This is a genomic window from Streptomyces spectabilis, from assembly GCF_008704795.1.
Taxonomy (GTDB): Bacteria; Actinomycetota; Actinomycetes; order Streptomycetales; family Streptomycetaceae; genus Streptomyces; species Streptomyces spectabilis.
Genome location: NZ_CP023690.1, coordinates 6,957,647 through 6,973,826, shown reverse-complemented (window position 1 = coordinate 6,973,826; position 16,180 = coordinate 6,957,647). Strand labels below are relative to the sequence as shown.

At 71.4% G+C, this 16,180-nt stretch carries 8 protein-coding genes and 1 pseudogene; 2 read left to right on the top strand and 7 right to left on the bottom strand.

Translation table 11 applies throughout. From position 1 onward, the window contains the following. Positions 1–255: 255 nt before the first annotated feature. From CP982_RS30685 to CP982_RS30655, 5 genes and pseudogenes are all read right to left on the bottom strand, one after another. Positions 256–2,226 (bottom strand): ATP-dependent DNA helicase, encoded by a 1,971-nt coding sequence (locus tag CP982_RS30685; RefSeq protein ID WP_150513426.1) that lies wholly within the window; start codon positions 2,224–2,226, stop codon positions 256–258. A gap of 40 nt (positions 2,227–2,266) precedes the next feature. Continuing rightward, complete coding sequence (locus CP982_RS30680; protein ID WP_150513425.1) at positions 2,267–4,120, bottom strand: IucA/IucC family protein; 1,854 nt, start codon at positions 4,118–4,120, stop codon at positions 2,267–2,269. A 128-nt stretch (positions 4,121–4,248) separates the two neighbouring features. Next, positions 4,249–5,025 (bottom strand): GNAT family N-acetyltransferase, encoded by a 777-nt coding sequence (locus CP982_RS30675; protein ID WP_229878707.1) that lies wholly within the window; start codon positions 5,023–5,025, stop codon positions 4,249–4,251. Positions 5,026–5,137: 112 nt separating this feature from the next. Continuing rightward, positions 5,138–7,501: an IucA/IucC family protein gene (locus CP982_RS30670; RefSeq protein WP_170316513.1), complete on the bottom strand. Its 2,364-nt coding sequence runs from the start codon at positions 7,499–7,501 to the stop codon at positions 5,138–5,140. A 143-nt stretch (positions 7,502–7,644) separates the two neighbouring features. After that, a pseudogene (locus CP982_RS30655) lies at positions 7,645–9,227 on the bottom strand (diaminobutyrate--2-oxoglutarate transaminase family protein). Positions 9,228–9,672: 445 nt separating this feature from the next. Here CP982_RS30655 and CP982_RS30650 point away from each other — a divergent pair. Beyond that, positions 9,673–10,902: a trypsin-like serine peptidase gene (locus CP982_RS30650; RefSeq protein WP_150513423.1), complete on the top strand. Its 1,230-nt coding sequence runs from the start codon at positions 9,673–9,675 to the stop codon at positions 10,900–10,902. Between the two features lie 373 nt (positions 10,903–11,275). Further along, on the top strand, positions 11,276–12,490 hold the full coding sequence (locus CP982_RS30645) for a trypsin-like serine peptidase (protein ID WP_150513422.1): 1,215 nt from the start codon (positions 11,276–11,278) through the stop codon (positions 12,488–12,490). A gap of 272 nt (positions 12,491–12,762) precedes the next feature. Here CP982_RS30645 and hflX read toward each other — a convergent pair whose 3' ends face one another. Together hflX and CP982_RS30635 are read right to left on the bottom strand one after the other, a co-directional pair. Next, positions 12,763–14,253 carry a GTPase HflX gene (gene hflX / locus CP982_RS30640; RefSeq protein WP_150513421.1) on the bottom strand — a complete coding sequence of 497 codons (1,491 nt, stop codon included), beginning with the start codon at positions 14,251–14,253 and terminating at the stop codon, positions 12,763–12,765. Between the two features lie 311 nt (positions 14,254–14,564). Then, positions 14,565–16,115: a M1 family metallopeptidase gene (locus CP982_RS30635; RefSeq protein ID WP_150513420.1), complete on the bottom strand. Its 1,551-nt coding sequence runs from the start codon at positions 16,113–16,115 to the stop codon at positions 14,565–14,567. Between the last annotated feature and the right edge of the window lie 65 nt (positions 16,116–16,180).

Sequence of the window (16,180 nt, the reverse complement as noted above, 5' to 3'; positions counted from 1 at the left end):
CTGTGCCCTGGCGCCTCACGAAGATCGGGGCATGCCTAACGGTGGTCTTGGACGGGCTGGCAGACCCGGTCCGGAAGAGGCCGGGAGGGCCGGGAGAACGCCGCAGGCGCGCGGCTGGGCCCGGGCTGCCCGTTTGTGACGCGCAGCCGGGCAGCTCGGCTGTGACGCGCAGGCCCCGAGCACCCTTGTGGAGCCGCCGACAGATGGCGCCGCTGCCCAGGGGCGTTGCCGCCCGCTCACGCGCCCTCCGCCCGCCTACTCGCTCTTCTCCTGCGCCGCCGTATCGATCGCCGCCAGTGAGCGGCGCACCTGATTGCGGTCCGTGGTGTACCAGAAGTCCGGCAGCGACGCCCTCAGATAGCTGCCGTACCGGGCCGTGGCGAGGCGCGGGTCCAGGACCGCGACCACACCCCGGTCCCCCGACGCCCGTACGAGACGTCCGGCGCCCTGTGCCATCAGCAGAGCGGCGTGCGTCGCCGCGACCGCCATGAAGCCATTGCCGCCCGCCTCGTCCACGGCCTTCTGGCGGGCGCTCATCAGCGGGTCGTCCGGGCGCGGGAACGGGATCTTGTCCATGACCACGAGCTGGCAGCTGGTGCCCGGCACGTCGACGCCCTGCCACAGCGAGAGCGTGCCGAACAGGCAGGTCGGCTCGTCGGCCGCGAAGTTCTTGATCAACTCGCCCAGGGTCTCCTCTCCCTGGAGCAGGATCGGCATGTCGAGGCGCCCGCGCAGCTCCTCGGCCGCCGACTGCGCCGCGCGCATCGAGGAGAACAGGCCGAGCGTGCGCCCGCCCGCGGCCTCGATCAGCTCGGCCAGCTCGTCGAGCATGTCCTCGCGCGTGCCGTCGCGGCCCGGGCGGGCCAGGTGCTGGGCGACGTACAGGATGCCCTGCTTGCGGTAGTCGAAGGGCGAGCCGACGTCCACGCCCTTCCACACCGGGGCGTCATCGGCCCGGGTGCCCTCGGGGGCGAGGCCCAGAGACGCCCCCACCCCGTTGAAATCCCCGCCGAGCTTGAGCGTGGCGGACGTGAGGACCACCGAGCGGTCGGTGAAGAGCTTCTCCCGGAGGAGGCCGGACACCGACATGGGGGCCACGCGCAGGGAAGCGCCGAAGCGGTCGTGGCGCTCGTACCAGACGACGTCGTACTCGGAGCCGGTCGTGATGCGCTCGGCCACCTCGTGGATGGTCTCCACGGAGGCCAGAGCCTGCTTGCGGACGGCGTCCTCGTCCTGGACCGACTTGTCGCGGGTCGTGCCGAGCGCGGTGATGACCGCGCGGGCGGCGTCCCGCAGGGCCATCAGCGCATAGCCGAGGTCCTCCGGGATCTCCTCCAGGCGGCCGGGCAGCGCCAGCTCCATCAGCCGCTCGAAGCCCTCCGCGGCCGTCTGGAGCTGGTCCGCGACCTTCTCGTCGACGAGCTTCGCCGCGCGGCGCACCGCGCGGTTGACCTGCCCTGGGGTGAGCTCGCCGGTGGCGACGCCGGTCACCCGGGAGACCAGCTCGTGGGCCTCGTCCACGATCAGTACTTCGTGCTGCGGGAGGACCGGGGCGCCCTCGATCGCGTCGATGGCGAGGAGGGCGTGGTTGGTGACCACGACCTCGGAGAGCTTGGCGCGCTCGCGGGCCGCCTCGGCGAAGCACTCCTGGCCGTACGCGCAGCGGGAGGCGCCCAAGCACTCCCGGGAGGAGACGGAGACCTGGGCCCAGGCGCGGTCGGAGACGCCGGGGGCGAGGTCGTCGCGGTCACCGTTCTCGGTCTCGTCCGCCCAGTCCCGCAGGCGCAGCAGGTCACGGCCGAGCTTGCTGGTGGGGGCAGCGGCCTCGAACTGGTCGAAGAGGCCCTCTTCCTCCTCCTGCGGCACGCCTTCGTGGAGGCGGTGCAGACACAGATAGTTCGACCGGCCCTTGAGCATGGCGAACTCGGGGCGGCGGCGCAGCAGCGGATGCAGGGCGTCCACCGTCCGCGGCAGGTCCCGCTCGACCAGCTGGCGCTGCAGCGCCAGGGTGGCCGTCGCGACGACGACCCGCTCCCCGTGGGCCAGCGCGGGCACCAGATAGCCGAGGGACTTACCGGTGCCGGTGCCGGCCTGGACCAGCGCGTGGGAACCGTCGTCGATCGCCTCGGCGACGGTCTCGGCCATGGTCACCTGGCCAGGGCGCTCCGTGCCTCCGACGGCGGCGACAGCGGCGTGCAGGAGCTCGGGGAGTGAGGGCTTCGTCATAGCCCGACCACCCTACGGTGCCCCACTGACAACGCCGCGCTCAAGGCTGGTGGAGCGGGTTCGGCACGGTCCCGTGAACGGCGGCGTGCGGGCGCTCGGCGCGGTCGCGGTAGCCGTCGAGGTGGAGCCGGTTGCGGTTCAGACAGAGCCTGTCGATACGGGGAGTGAGCAGGTCGAACATCTCGTAGCGCTCTTTGAGCTCGGGGACGCGAGCCTGGTGGCGCAGGATCTCGGCGCGGACGAGGGCCCAGAAGTCGGATTCGGCGACACCCAGTTGCTCCTCGCACAGCGGCGCCAGATAGCGGAAGACACCGACGAAGAGCCCCGCGTGGATGAACTGGGTGAGGAAGGCGGGGGGCTCGGTCAGCAGGATGTCGCGCACGGCGGGGGGCATGGAATCGTGCTCCGGCACACGCTCGGCGCTGACGTTCACGTCGTCTACGAAGTCCTTCACCGCGAGCCGTACCGGGACGTCACTGTCGTCGAAAACAACAATGGTGTTCTCACCGTGGGGCGAGAACACCGTGCCGTACCGGTAGAGGAAGTGGAGCAGGGGCGGCAGGAGCGCTGTGAACAGGTGGCTCAGCCAGACAGTCGGCGTCAGCCCGGAGCGCTCGATGAGTTCGGCGACGACCGCGCGCCCCTGCGGATCGGTGTGCAGCAGGCAGGCGAGGGTGCGGGCGCGCTCCCCCGGCGCGAGGTAGCGCGTGAGGGGCTCGCGCCAGATGGCGCCCAGCAGTTCCTTGTACTGATAGGGAACTTCCGGCAGTGAGTCGTATACGGGGTGCTCGACCGCTACGGATGCGACCTCTCCGAGGAGGATGACCCGGCACTCGTCACGCAGGAACGGGTCGGTGTCACGCAAGGCGTGCACCCAGGAGGTGACGGCCGGGGCCGCGAGTGTGCGCTCCGTGGGCAGTCCCCGCCACACCAGGGTGTTGAGGACCGACAGCGGCAGCTTGATGGTGTGCCGGTCGGGGTGTGTGGTGTTCAGGAATGTACGGATGGATTGCTGGGGCAAGCGCAGATCGCCGTCGGTCGGCAGCGGGACGACCTTTCCGGCGGCGACGGAGGGGGCGAAGAGGGGCAGCACGACGTCGTCCCACTGCCAGGGGTGGACCGGCAGGTAGAGGTACTCCTCCGGATCGTGGCCCCGCGCGCGGAGTATGGCGGCGTAGGACTCCTCCGTGGCGGCGGTGAGTTCGCGGGCGTAGAGCTTGTCGGAGGTGTCGAGGCCGGCCACGCCCCGGTAGGTGGCGAGGCTGGTGTGGACCGCGATCCAGGGGATGGTCGCGCTGGTGCGGGCCTCGGGTGCCCAGTGCCGGGCGTCGGTCGCGGAGAAGCCGATGCGGCCTTTGTTGAGGACGAGCCAGGGGTGGCCGGTCTGGTGCCCTTCGAGTTCCGCGTATCCGAGGTCGGCCAGCTCGGCCGCGCTGAGCGCGCCATCGTCGAGGCGGGTGTCGGCGCTGAGGGTGAGGGTCAGTTCGCGGATGAGGTGTCCGAGCGTGGCGCCGTCCAGGCCGAGGGTGCGGCGCGCGGCGGTCAGGAACCGCAGCGGGTCGGTCAGTGGCCGGGGCCGGTCGGCGCCTTCGGCGAGGGCCAGGCTGGCCGGGTCCACGCGCCAGCTGCCGTAGGCGCCGCGCCGGGCCCGGAAGGTGAGGAGAGGGCGGGGCTGCTCGCCCGCGGGGAGTTCGTCGAGGTGGAGGTGGTACGTGCCCGAGTCCTCGCCTCCGTCCGCGGGAACCGGCTGGATGATCTCTTCGTACGCGAACTCACTGATGATCTTGGCAAGCAGCCGTCGGCCTGCCTGCTCCCAGCGCTCGTGTGTCAGCTCGGGCGGATCGTAGAGCGCGGTGGTGTCGTGGGGTTGGCGGGGTCCTGAGGGATTCGGCACGGGGACTCCTCTGGGAGGGAACCGGATCGGGTCGAGCGGTGTATGAGAAGTGAGCAGGTCGCAGTGGTGGGTCGCTGTGAGCAGGTCGTGGTGAGCGGGTCGCTGTGAGCAAGGTCGTGGTGAGCGGGTCAGAGCAGGTCACGCAGTGCCCGGTCGCGGATCATCAGCGCGGCGCGCTTGTCGGGAAGGTCGACCTCGGCTGCGAAGCGGAAGCCGGCGCTGAGAAAGGCGGAGACGGAGGGGGTGTTGCGCAGGTCTGGTTCTGCTACGACACGTGCGCAGGAGGGGCGGTTGTCGAGTACGAGATCGGCGACGGCTCTGAGCAAGGTGCTGCCGAGACCTCGGCCGCGGTCGGCGACGCCACCGATCAGGAGGTGAATTCCGGTGTCGTGGGGTCGGCCTTGGTAATGGCGCGCCAGCGGATCGAGGTCGGCACGGTAGATCTCCCAGTAGCTCATGGCGGTGCCCGCGAGGACACCGAGGCACGGGACGCTGCGTCCGTCTCCGTCGAACTGGGCGCGCAGGTGCGCCTCTGTGACGGACGGGGGGCCTGCGAGTTCCCAGAACGCGGCGATGGCGGGGTCGTTCATCCACCGGCTGATGAGCGTCAGGTCGTCTTCGGGGTGGACGGGGACGAGTTGGAAGGGGCCGGCGGCGGTGGCTGCCGGGCCCCAGGCCGCGATGTGGTCAAGGAGGTCTTCCGGCGCCGGGGCGCCCGCCCCGCCTGCCGTCGGCCGTGCGGCACCAGGGGTGTCGGGTGCCGCGCGGGCCGCCTGCCCGTCGTTCTGGGTGGTCAGCGCGCCGAGTTCGTCGGACAGCCGCAGGTCGAGGGTCTCTTCGAAGTCCGTCGTGCCCGCGGTGGCGGGCCCGGTTCCGGCGTCAGTGCTCGCGTCGGTGGGAGGCACGACGTCGCTCCTCTCGGCTGGGGGCGGGGTGCGGTGGGGGCCGGGTGTGGTCCTCAGGGGTGGGTCATGACGGGCAGGGGTCAGGGGCAGCGTCGGCGGAGCAATGGAGGGTTCACATGTGGAGGGGGTTGGCGATGGTGACGTAGACGGATTGGGTGTCGACGGGGCCGACCAGTTCATCGAGGCCGTGCAGCCGGGTCAGCAGGTTGGCCTTGCAGCGCAGCACGGGTGAGTCGAGCAGTCGGGCGGGCAGGGGGGTGCGCAGTCGGCCGGGCCCCGAGGCAGCGTCGGTGAGGAAGCGGCGGAAGGCAGCGATCAACAGCCGTTCGTCTGCCAGGCGTTGGGACCCGAGGGCTCCGATGAGGCCGAGGACGTTGTTGATGCCGAGGTAGTAGGCGAAGCGCTCGTCGGTCACCTCGTCGGAGACGAAGGTGTCGCTGTGCTGCCCGATGCCGGGAAGTCGCTTCTCCAGCTCGGTGCGGCGGGACTCGCGGAAGTAGTAGCCCTGGTTGTCCCGGTAGCGACCGCCGGTGGGCCAGCCTTCGGAGTCGAGCAGCAGCAGGGTGTTCTGCTGGTGGGCTTCCAAGGCGACGCCTGCCTCGCTGTCCAGCCACAGCACGGGGCGGACGACGCTTTCCAGGTAGCGCAGGAACCACTCCGTGGCCACGGCTCCGCGCGGTCGGCCGGTGCGTCCGGCGAGGCGGGTGATGATCTCGGCGAGCCGGGAGCGCATCGGCGGGCGGTCCGGACCGCTGAACTGCCCGGTCGGCCGGGGCGAGACGAGGCCTGCGATGCAGGTGGCGTCGTCGGTGGGGCCGAAGGGGTTGTGCCGGATCATGACGTCGAGCCCGGCGACGGGGTTTCCGTCCGCTCCAGTGACGGCGAGCCAGGCGGGGTCGCGGATCACGTCGAAGCCGGGGTGGACGGCCTGCCACTGTTCGCCGAGGCCGCTGCGCAGCAGGCGGTGGACCTCGACGCCGCGGTGGAGTTCTTTGCGGAGGTTCTCACGACGGGAGTTGGTGATGCGCAGCCCCAGGGACAGCTTCAGCATGGCCGGGGCGCCGGACCGGTAGAGGGTGCGTACGGAGGAGGTGGGGCACCAGGGCGCGCCGTGCGGGCCGCAGTCCTTGAGGAGGCCGGCGGCCAGGAGCTCGGCGGCTTCGGGGCGGTGCTTGAGTTCCCTCATCTGCCACGGGTGCACGGGGAGCAGGGCATGGCCGTCCGGCGGCGCCAGACCGGGACCGGCCAGGCGGGCAGTGAGCTGCTCGGCCGGAACGGTGCGGCCCCGCTCGGTCCAAGCCGACGCCTTGGCCAGAACGGAGTGATCGACCGCCAGCCAGTGCAAGGGGAAGGAGCCGCGCAACTCCGGTGAGTAGAGCCGGGATTCGGTGGTGGAGAGGCCCTCGCGGCTCTTCGGGGTCGGGTGCAGGGGGTGACCGAGGAGGAGGGACTGTTCGGCGGCGAGGAAGAGATCGGGGGTGTCGTCCAGGTTGTCCCTGCGGTCGGCGAGGAAGTCGGCGGTACGGCGGACGGAGTCGGCGACGCGGGCGACGAGATCGGCGCCGTCCGTGGACTCCTGGGCCGCGGGCGTGGACGTCCTGGGCTCATCGGGCGGCGCGGTTGCGCCGGTGGCTGGGGCTGAGCCGGAGAGGACTCCGGCCGGGGCCGGGCCGGTTGCGTCCGGTGCCGGGAGGCCCGTCGGTGGCTGCCGGGTGGGCATCTGAGGGCTGGGCGGCTGGGTCGCGGCGCTCGGGGTCAGAGCCCTGGCCTCAGGACCTTCGCCCTCCGGACCTTCGACTTCAGGGGCCTTGGCTTCGGGGGACTTGGCTTCGGGCGCCCCAGCCTCGGGCACCTCGACCTCTGGCACCTTCGCCTCAGACGTCGTCGACTCCGACGCCTGGGGAGCCGATGGCACCGCATCCGACACGGTTGGAGCGTCCAACCCGGGCTTGACCGGGGCCTGTTCCTGCCCGCTCGAGGAGTCGGCCTGCTCGGCGCGGTGTGCGTCGGTGGGCTCGGGGGCGGTCGGGCTGCCTTCCTCCATGGAGGCGGTTTCGCGGGTCAGGAGGGCCGCGACCGTGACCGCGTCGACCGGGGGCGCCGCGTCGGGGTCGTCCTCCAGATAGGGGAGGCCGAAGCGGTGCCAACCGGTGGGGGACCAGTAGTCGACGGGGACCAGCAGGGCGGTGGCGCTGGCGTGGAGGGGGATGCGGAGGGAGCCGTGGTCGGGGGCGGTGATGCCGTTCTCCCGCACCCAGCAGCGCAGCAGGTTCTCGACGGCGGCGGCTTGCGCGGCGACCTGCGGGTCGGGGTGGTCGAGGAAGTCGGCGGTGCCGTGCGGCAGGCGCTTGGCCTCGTGAGTCCTGCCCTTCTGCTGAGGGACTGTGCCGGACTCCGCAGCCGACGGGGATTGCGTGCCGCAGGCGCCAGACGGGTGCGGTTGGGGACGGCCGTCCGATGCAGGGGTGGCGTTCAAGGGGCTTCCTTGCGTGGTGTCGAGCTCCGTGTGGCGACGGGCAGGGCGGGGACGGGGAAGGGTCGGCTGCCACCGGGGCGGTCCGGCTCCGGCGTGATCAGCGAGGAAGGGGGTGGCGGGCAGCGGGGCGTGGGAAGCGGTGGCTACCGGTGCTGGGCGCGCGTCGCCGTGACGACTGCGTCGGCGAGGCGATCGAGGACGGCGGTCGCCTGTTCGTCGGTGATGGTGAGGGGAGGCAGGAGCCGTACGACGCTGGAGTGGCGTCCGCCGAGTTCGACGATGAGACCGCGGCGCAGGCACTCCCGCTGCACGGCGGCGGCGAGTTCGGGGGCCGGTGGGTGGGGGCGGGTTTCCGGAAGGCCGTGCGCGGTGTCGCTCGGGCGCTGATGGAGGTCGGCGTGTTCGCCCGCCGTGGCCCCGTCGGGCTGAGAGGGGTGGGAATGAGCGCCTTCGATTCGGGTGCTTGCCGTGCGGGGGCCGCCCTGCCGTGCGGCGGGGATCGTGCGGGCGGAGCCGGAGTGGTGGTCGCGCGGGGCGGAGTCGGGTGCGGTTCCGGGTCGCCCGTCCGCCGCCGCGGCAGACGGGTCGTCGTTTCGGGAGACGCCCCTCGCCTGGTCGAAATCGCCGCCGTTCAGGGTGGGTTGGCGGCCGTTCGGGTCGACCAGTTCGACGCCGAGCATGAGCCGCGTCCGCGTACGTCGCCGATGTCGGAGTGCTCGTGGGCCAGGGAGCGCAGCCCGGCGAGCATGCGGGTGCCGAGGTCGGCGGCGCGCTCGGCGAGGCGGTTCTCACGGACGTACGCCAAGGTGGCAGCGCCCGCCGCCATGGCGAGCTGGTTGCCGCGGAAGGTGCCCGCGTGGGCGCCGGGTGGCCAGACGTCGAGGTCGTCGCGGTAGACGACGACGGCGAGCGGCAGGCTGCCGCCGATGGCCTTGGAGAGGACGAGGACGTCGGGCACGACGCCGCTGTGCTCGACGGCCCAGAAGGCGCCGGTGCGCCCGACGCCCGTCTGCACTTCGTCCGCGATGAGCGGGATGCCGCGTGCGGCCGTGATGTCGCGCATCCGGCGCATCCAGGCGTCGGGGGCGGGGAGCACGCCGCCCTCGCCCTGTACGGGTTCGACGATCATCCCCGCCGGGGCGGGGACGCCGGACTTGGAGTCGTCGAGCATGCTCTCGGTCCAGCGGGCCGCGAGTTCGGCGCCACGGGGTCCGCCGATGCCGAAGGGGCAGCGGTAGTCCTGCGGATAGGGCAGGCGCGCCACTCGTACGTCCCGCGCGCCGCCGGATGCTTCGAGCGCCCCCGCCGTCATGCCGTGATACGCGCCGGTGAAGGCGAGCAGCCCTTCGCGTCCGGTGGCGGCGCGCACCAGTTTCAGGGCCGCCTCCACCGCGTCCGTACCCGCGGGACCGCAGAACTGGACGCGTGCGCGCTCCGCGAAGCCGCGCGGGAGGGTGCGGAACAGCTCGGTGGTGAAGGCGTCCTTGACCGGTGTGGCCAGGTCGAGGACGTGCAGGGGCGCGCCGGAGTCGAGGACCGCGCGGATGGCTTCGAGGACGACGGGGTGGTTGTGCCCGAGGGCGAGGGTGCCCGCGCCGGAGAGGCAGTCCAGATAGCGCTGCCCGTCAGCGCCCTCGATCGTCATCCCCCGCGCGCGGACGGGCACGATCGGCAGGGCGCGCGCATAGGTGCGCGCGGCGGACTCGCGCGCCGACTGACGGCGCAGAATCCCTTCGTGCGCCGCGGACACCACCGCGGGGACAGGCTCGGTCACGGCCACGGCTTTTCGTCCTCCCGCTGGGACTGGGCAGGTGCCCGTCGCATCCGGCCGGGTGCGGCGGGCGAGTTGACGCGGGGGCTGAACGCGTGTGGCGTGTCCCCCGTATGTACCAACGACGGTGAGTGCGGGGGATCACGGGTTGCCCGAAGATCCTTGCCGTGACGGAACCGTTGCCGTTCCGTCGGCCGTCCCCAACGGCACCGGCATAGTGTGGGGTGCCGTTCACCAGCACCGAGGTGTTCAGAACCCCTGAGCACCGCGATGCCCAGTGGTGAACGGCACTGCTGCGACAGACGTACGGAACTCGTACGAACAGAGCCCGTACGAAATGGCGTACGACGCCACGATGTCCGGCATTTGGAACGATTCGAAGCCCAGGGGGATTCTCACCATGCGACCCATACGTCCGCTCTTCACCGCCCGTCGTGGGCGAAGCGCGCGCGGCAGAACCTCCCCCGTGGCGGCCGCTGTCGCGCTCGGCGCGGCCCTCGTCCTGACGGCGACGGCCTGTGGTCCCGGCGACGACAAGGACGACTCGTCCGCGTCCCAGCCGGGCGGCAACGGCGACGGTGACGGCAAGATCCAGCTTCCCGGCGACATCGAGGACCGGCTCAAGGAGCACGGCATCGACGTCGACAAGTGGAAGGACGGCGCCTGGCGGAACTGGGACAAGGACGACTGGCTGCGCGAGGCGGGCGATTTCGTCAACCCGATCATCGAGGGCCTGTGGGACCCGGACCGCATGCGGGACGCCGACAAGAACCCGGACCGGGGCGTCGACGAGAACGACATCTCCGGCGACCAGGGCGTGACGGACCCGACCCCGAAGCCGGTCGAGGCGGCGTCCGTGAAGGCGCCGTACCACGACCAGGTCCCCGCGGCCGGGAAGCTGTTCTTCGACGGCCCCGAGGGCTCGATGGTCTGCTCGGCCACGGTCGTCAAGGACCCGAAGAACCCCGGCAAGTCGAACATGGTGTGGACCGCGGGCCACTGCGTGCACGCGGGCGCCAAGGGCGGCTGGTACCGGAACATCGCCTTCGTCCCCTCGTACAACAACACCGGCAAGGCCGCCGCGGAGCTCCAGGGAGCGCCCAAGGAGGAAGTCGCTCCGTACGGCGTGTGGTGGGGCGACTGGGCGCAGACCTCCGACCAGTGGATCGAGCAGGGCGGTCCGACCGGCGGCAAGGGCGCTCCGTACGACTTCGCGGTGATCCATGTGACGCCGGAGAAGGGCAGCGAGGGCAAATCCCTGGAGGAGACGGTCGGCGCCGCGCTGCCCGTGGACTTCAACGCTCCGGCCGTTCCGGACATCAAGGACATGACGGCGACGGGCTATCCGGCGGCGCCGCCGTTCGAAGGCCAGGAGCAGTACCAGTGCGCGGACAAGCCGGGCCGCCTTTCGATCAGTGAGCCCGACCCGACGATGTACCGCATCGGCTGCACCATGACCGGCGGTTCGTCCGGCGGTGGCTGGGTCGCCGCCGGCAAGGACGGCAAGCCCGCCCTGGTGTCGAACACCTCGATCGGCCCGGTGACGGCCGGCTGGCTGGCGGGCCCGCGCCTGGGTGACGAGGCCAAGGGCATCTACGACGCGGTCAGCAAGAAGTTCGCGGGCCGGTAGCAACCCACGGACCGGGAGAAGTGCGCGCGGCGCGGTGGGTTCGCTCGTGAGAGGGAACCCACCGCGCCGCGACGCTCGATGGAGCCCGTGCCCGCACAGAGCGCACGGCCGCTCGGGCACGGCGCTCATCCGCGCCACGCGCCCCAGAGATCCATCTTTGTACGCGTCCGCATCCGGATGTCGGCGTACGCGCCCGTACGTAGACGTACGTAGGCGTGCACCGACGGGGCGGCGAAAACCTTCACGGGCTCGCCGCCGTTCGTCCCCAACTGCACAGGCATAGTGGGAGGCCACGTCGGCCCGGGCGGCGGACTCCGCGCCCACGCCTGACACGCACATGGCAAACACACGTTCCTACGGGGGTTACAGCTCCATGCGTTCCAATCGTGCGCCCTTCGCGCGCGGCCGCGGTCGTCGTACCGCGCTCGCCGTCACCGGGCTCGCCGCGGCCCTGGCGCTCACCGCCACGGCCTGCGGGCCGGGCGACGACAAGGCGAGCGACAAGGCCGACTCCGGCACCTCGCAGGGTGCCGACAACGGGTCCGACTCGGGCGGCGGCGGGCTCCCCGCCGACCTCACCGACCGGCTCAAGGAGCACGGCATCGATCCGGACAAGTGGAAGGACGGCGCCTGGAAGGACTGGAGCAAGGACGACTGGCTGCGCGAGGCCAAGGACTTCGTCAACCCGGTCATAGACGGCCTGTGGAAGCCCGAGCGCATGCGCAAGGCCAAGGACCCGAACAAGACGATCGCGGCGAAGGACGCGGCCGCCGACCAGGGCGCGACCGACCCCGAGCCCGAACCCGTCCGGGCACAGCCCGAGAAGACGCCGTACCACGAGCACGCCGCGCCCGTCGGGAAGATCTTCTTCGACTCCCCCGAGGGCTCGATGGTCTGCTCGGGCACGGTCGTGAAGGACCCGCGCAACCCGGGCAAGTCCAACCTCGTGTGGACCGCGGGCCACTGCGTGCACGCCGGTTCGAAGGGCGGCTGGTACCGCAACATCACCTTCGTGCCCGCCTACAACGACCTGGGCAAGTCCGAGGCCGAGCTGAGCAACGCCGCCCCGCAGGAGGTCTCCCCGTACGGCCAGTGGTGGGCGGACTGGGTGTCGACCTCCGGTGAGTGGATCGACCAGGGCGCCGCGTCGGGCGGTGCCGGTGCTCCGCACGACTACGCCGTGCTGCACGTGAAGCCGCAGCAGGGCAGCAAGTCCCTGGAGGAGACGGTCGGCAACGCGCTGGATGTCGACTTCTCGACTCCGTCCGCGCAGAGCGTGGGCTCCATGGGCGCCTGGGGCTACCCGGCCGCGCCCCCGTTCAACGGCCTGACCATGCACAAGTGCATCGGCAAGCCGGGCCGTCTGTCGCTGGACCCGGCGCAGCCGACGATGTACCGCATCGGCTGCACGATGACCGGTGGCTCGTCCGGCGGTGGCTGGTTCCGCAGGGCGGACGGCGGCGAGACCAAGCTGGTGTCCAACACCTCGATCGGCCCGGCGGAGAACACCTGGCTGGCCGGCCCGCAGCTGGGCTCCGGCGCCAAGCAGGTCTTCGACATGATGAGCGAGAAGTACGGGGCGCAGTGACCCCGCATGGGTTCAGTGCCGGAACGCATGGGTTCGGTGCGGGGATGCAGAGGCTCAGCGCTGCGGGCATGCACGGATCCAGCGCGGAGATGCATAGGCTCAGCGCTGCGGGCATGCCGTGAATGGTGCCTCGCTCCGCAAGGCCCCGTGACCGCCCCGGCCCGAGCAGCGCCGCCCGGCAGCCGCCCGTAGCCGCCCGGCACGGCGGAGGCCCCGCCCCCCTGGTGAGGGGGCGGGGCCTCCGCCTTCTGCGTGTGCGGGCTGCGCCCGCGTCAGTGCGTTGCAGGGACGAACGGTGCCAGCTCCGCCGCCAGCTCCTCGTGCACCCGGGCCTTGAGCAGCGTGCCCTCGGCGGTGTGCTCCTCGGAGAGCACCTCCCCATCGGCGTGTGCGCGGGCGACGAGCTTGCCGTGGGTGTACGGCACGAGGGCCTCGATCTCGACCTCGGGCCGCGGCAGCTCGGCGTCGATGAGCGCGAGCAGCTCTTCGATGCCCGCGCCGGTGCGCGCGGAGACCGCGATCGCGTGCCGCTGCGTGCGCAGCAGCCGCTGGACGGTCAGCGGATCGGCGGCGTCCGCCTTGTTGATCACCACGATCTCGGGGACGTCCGTCGCGCCGACCTCGCGGATCACCTCGCGCACGGCGGCGAGCTGCTCCTCGGGGGCGGGGTGCGAGCCGTCGACCACGTGGAGGATCAGGTCGGACTCGCCGACCTCCTCCATCGTGGAGCGGAACGCCTCCACCAGGTGGTGCGGCAGGTGCCGGACAAAACCGACCGTGTCCGCCAGGGTGTACAGGCGGCCGCTCGGCGTTTCCGCCCTCCGGACGGTCGGGTCGAGGGTGGCGAACAGCGAGTTCTCCACCAGGACGCCCGCGCCCGTGAGGCGGTTGAGCAGGGAGGACTTGCCCGCGTTCGTATACCCGGCGATGGCGACCGAGGGCACCTTGTTGCGCTTGCGCTCCTGGCGCTTGATCTCGCGGCCCGTCTTCATCTCCGCGATCTCACGGCGCATCTTCGCCATCTTCTCGCGGATCCGTCGCCGGTCCGTCTCGATCTTGGTCTCACCGGGGCCACGGGTGGCGAGACCGCCGCCCTTGCCGCCGCCCATCTGCCGGGACAGCGACTGACCCCAGCCGCGCAGCCTCGGCAGCATGTACTGCATCTGGGCCAGGGCGACCTGGGCCTTGCCCTCTCGGGACTTGGCGTGCTGGGCGAAGATGTCGAGGATCAGGGCGGTCCTGTCGATCACCTTGACCTTGACGACGTCTTCGAGGTGGATCAGCTGGCCGGGGCTCAGCTCACCGTCGCAGACGACCGTGTCGGCGCCGGTTTCGAGGACGATGTCCCGCAGCTCCAAGGCCTTGCCGGAGCCGATGTACGTGGCCGGGTCCGGCTTGTCGCGGCGCTGCACGACGCCGTCGAGGACGAGCGCGCCCGCCGTCTCCGCGAGGGCGGCCAGCTCGGCGAGGGAGTTCTCCGCGTCCTGAACCGTCCCGGAGGTCCAGACGCCGACGAGGACCACGCGCTCCAGACGGAGCTGGCGGTACTCGACTTCGGTGACGTCCTCGAGCTCGGTGGAGAGGCCCGCTACGCGGCGCAGCGCCGCGCGCTCGGCACGGTCGAACTGCTCGCCGTCCCGGGCTCCGTCGATCTCGTGGCTCCAGGCGACGTCCTCTTCCATCAGGGCATCGGCCCGAAGACCTTCGGGGTAGTTCTGCACGAAGCTCTGTGCGTCCTGGGAAGGGGAAGAAGAGGAGGTCATTGGGTCCTTTACGTCGATGGGAATCCGGTGCGGGGCCTCTCGGGGACGTCGACCGCCCCCTGCCGCACCCTGGGTGCGGCAGCGCCTCGCCAGTGACGGCGCCACCCGTCACCTTCGACAACGCACACGACCGCCCCGGGATTCCCCGGACCGGACGGAACCGCCCCTGAGATCTCCCCGAGGGGATGTCCCGGACGGGCCGCGCCGTCGACCTGAAGATGGTTGCACGGGACGGCCCGTCTCGTCACCTGGGTTATTGCCAGGTTCGTCACCTGGCAAAACGCGGCAGCCCAGGCGGCTCGGAACCTTGATCAGTGGTGGGCGTGCCCCACGGCTCCCCGGTCGCCGCCCGCCCGACCGGGCTGCTTCTTGCCGGGTGCCTCCGACGTCCAGTCCGGGTGCCCCGGCATCGGCGGCGTCTTGGTGCCGTACAGCCAGGCCGCGAAGAACTCGCGCAGGTCCCGGCCCGAGACGTGGGAGGCCAAGCGCGTGAAGTCGGCGGTGGTCGCGTTCCCGTCGCGGTGGGCACGCACCCAGGCGCGCTCCACGCTCTCGAAGGCGGACCGTCCGATCTCCTGGCGCAGCGCGTAGAGCACGAGCGCACTGCCGTCGTACACCACGGGCCGGAAGAGGCTGATCTTCTCCCCCGGCTTGGGCGCCTTGGGCGCGGCGGGCGGGCCGCCGGCGGCGCGCCACTGATCCGAGTACCGGTAGGCCTCGCGCATCCGCGTGCGCAGCTTGTGCCCCGACTTCTCCTCGCCGTACAAGGCCTCGTACCAGGTGGCGTGCCCTTCGTTGAGCCACAGGTCGGACCAGGTGCGCGGGCTGACGCTGTCGCCGAACCACTGGTGCGCCAGCTCGTGGACCATGATCGTGTCCACGTACCACTCCGGGAACTCCGGCCGGGTGAACAGCTGCTTCTCGAAGAGCGAGAGCGTCTGCGTCTCCAGCGCGAAGCCGGTCTGGGCGTCGGCGACGAGCACCCCGTAGTTCTCGAACGGGTAGCGGCCGACCTTGCCCTCCAGCCACGCGATCTGGCCGGGCGTCTTCTTGAGCCACCGTTCCAGCTTCTTGTGGCCCTTGGTCGGTACGACGTCGCGTACGGGGAGGCCGCGCGGGCCGGTGCGGTGCAGCACCGTGGAGCGGCCGATGGAGACCTGCGCCAGCTCGGTGGCCATGGGGTGTTCGGTGCGGTACGCCCACGTGGTGGTGGCCCCGGCGCGCTCCGTGGCCACCGGGAGGCCGTTGGCGACGGCGGTGAGCGCCTTGGGGGCGGTGACGCGGAAGGTGAACTGTGCCTTGTCGGCGGGGTGGTCGTTGCAGGGGAAGACGCGGTGCGCGGCGTCGGCCTGGTTGGCCATGGCGAGACCGTCGGCGGTGCGCACCCAGCCGCCCTCCTCCTTGCCGCCGACCGGGTGGCTCGTGTGGTGGACGGTGACCTGCATGCGCTGACCGCGCTCCACGCGCGCGTGGGGGGTGATGACGAGGTCTTCACCGCTGCTGTCGAAAGTGGCGGGCATGCCGTTGACGTCGACGGAACGGACCTTGCCCTGGGAGAAGTCGAGGTTGATCCGCTCCAGCCGGGCGGTCGCACGGGCGTCGATCTTCGTGACGGTGTCGAGCGGCTTGGTGTTGTCGCCCTTGTACGTGAAGGCGATGTCGTACTCCAGGACGTCGTATCCCGGGTTGCCGAGGTGCGGGAAGAGCCGGTCGCCGATGCCGAGCGGTGCGGCGGGCTGCGGGACGCTCGCGGCGAGCAGGGCGGTGGAGGCGGCGGTCGCGAGGAGGGCGAGGGCGACGCGGACGGACTTGGGCCGCACGGCCTTGGTCCCGGTGGCCTTGGGGCGGGGGGTGAGCAGCATGAACTACCGCTATCAGCGCACGCCTTCCGCGCCGTGATGACGCGCGCCGGGCCACTCGAACGAGT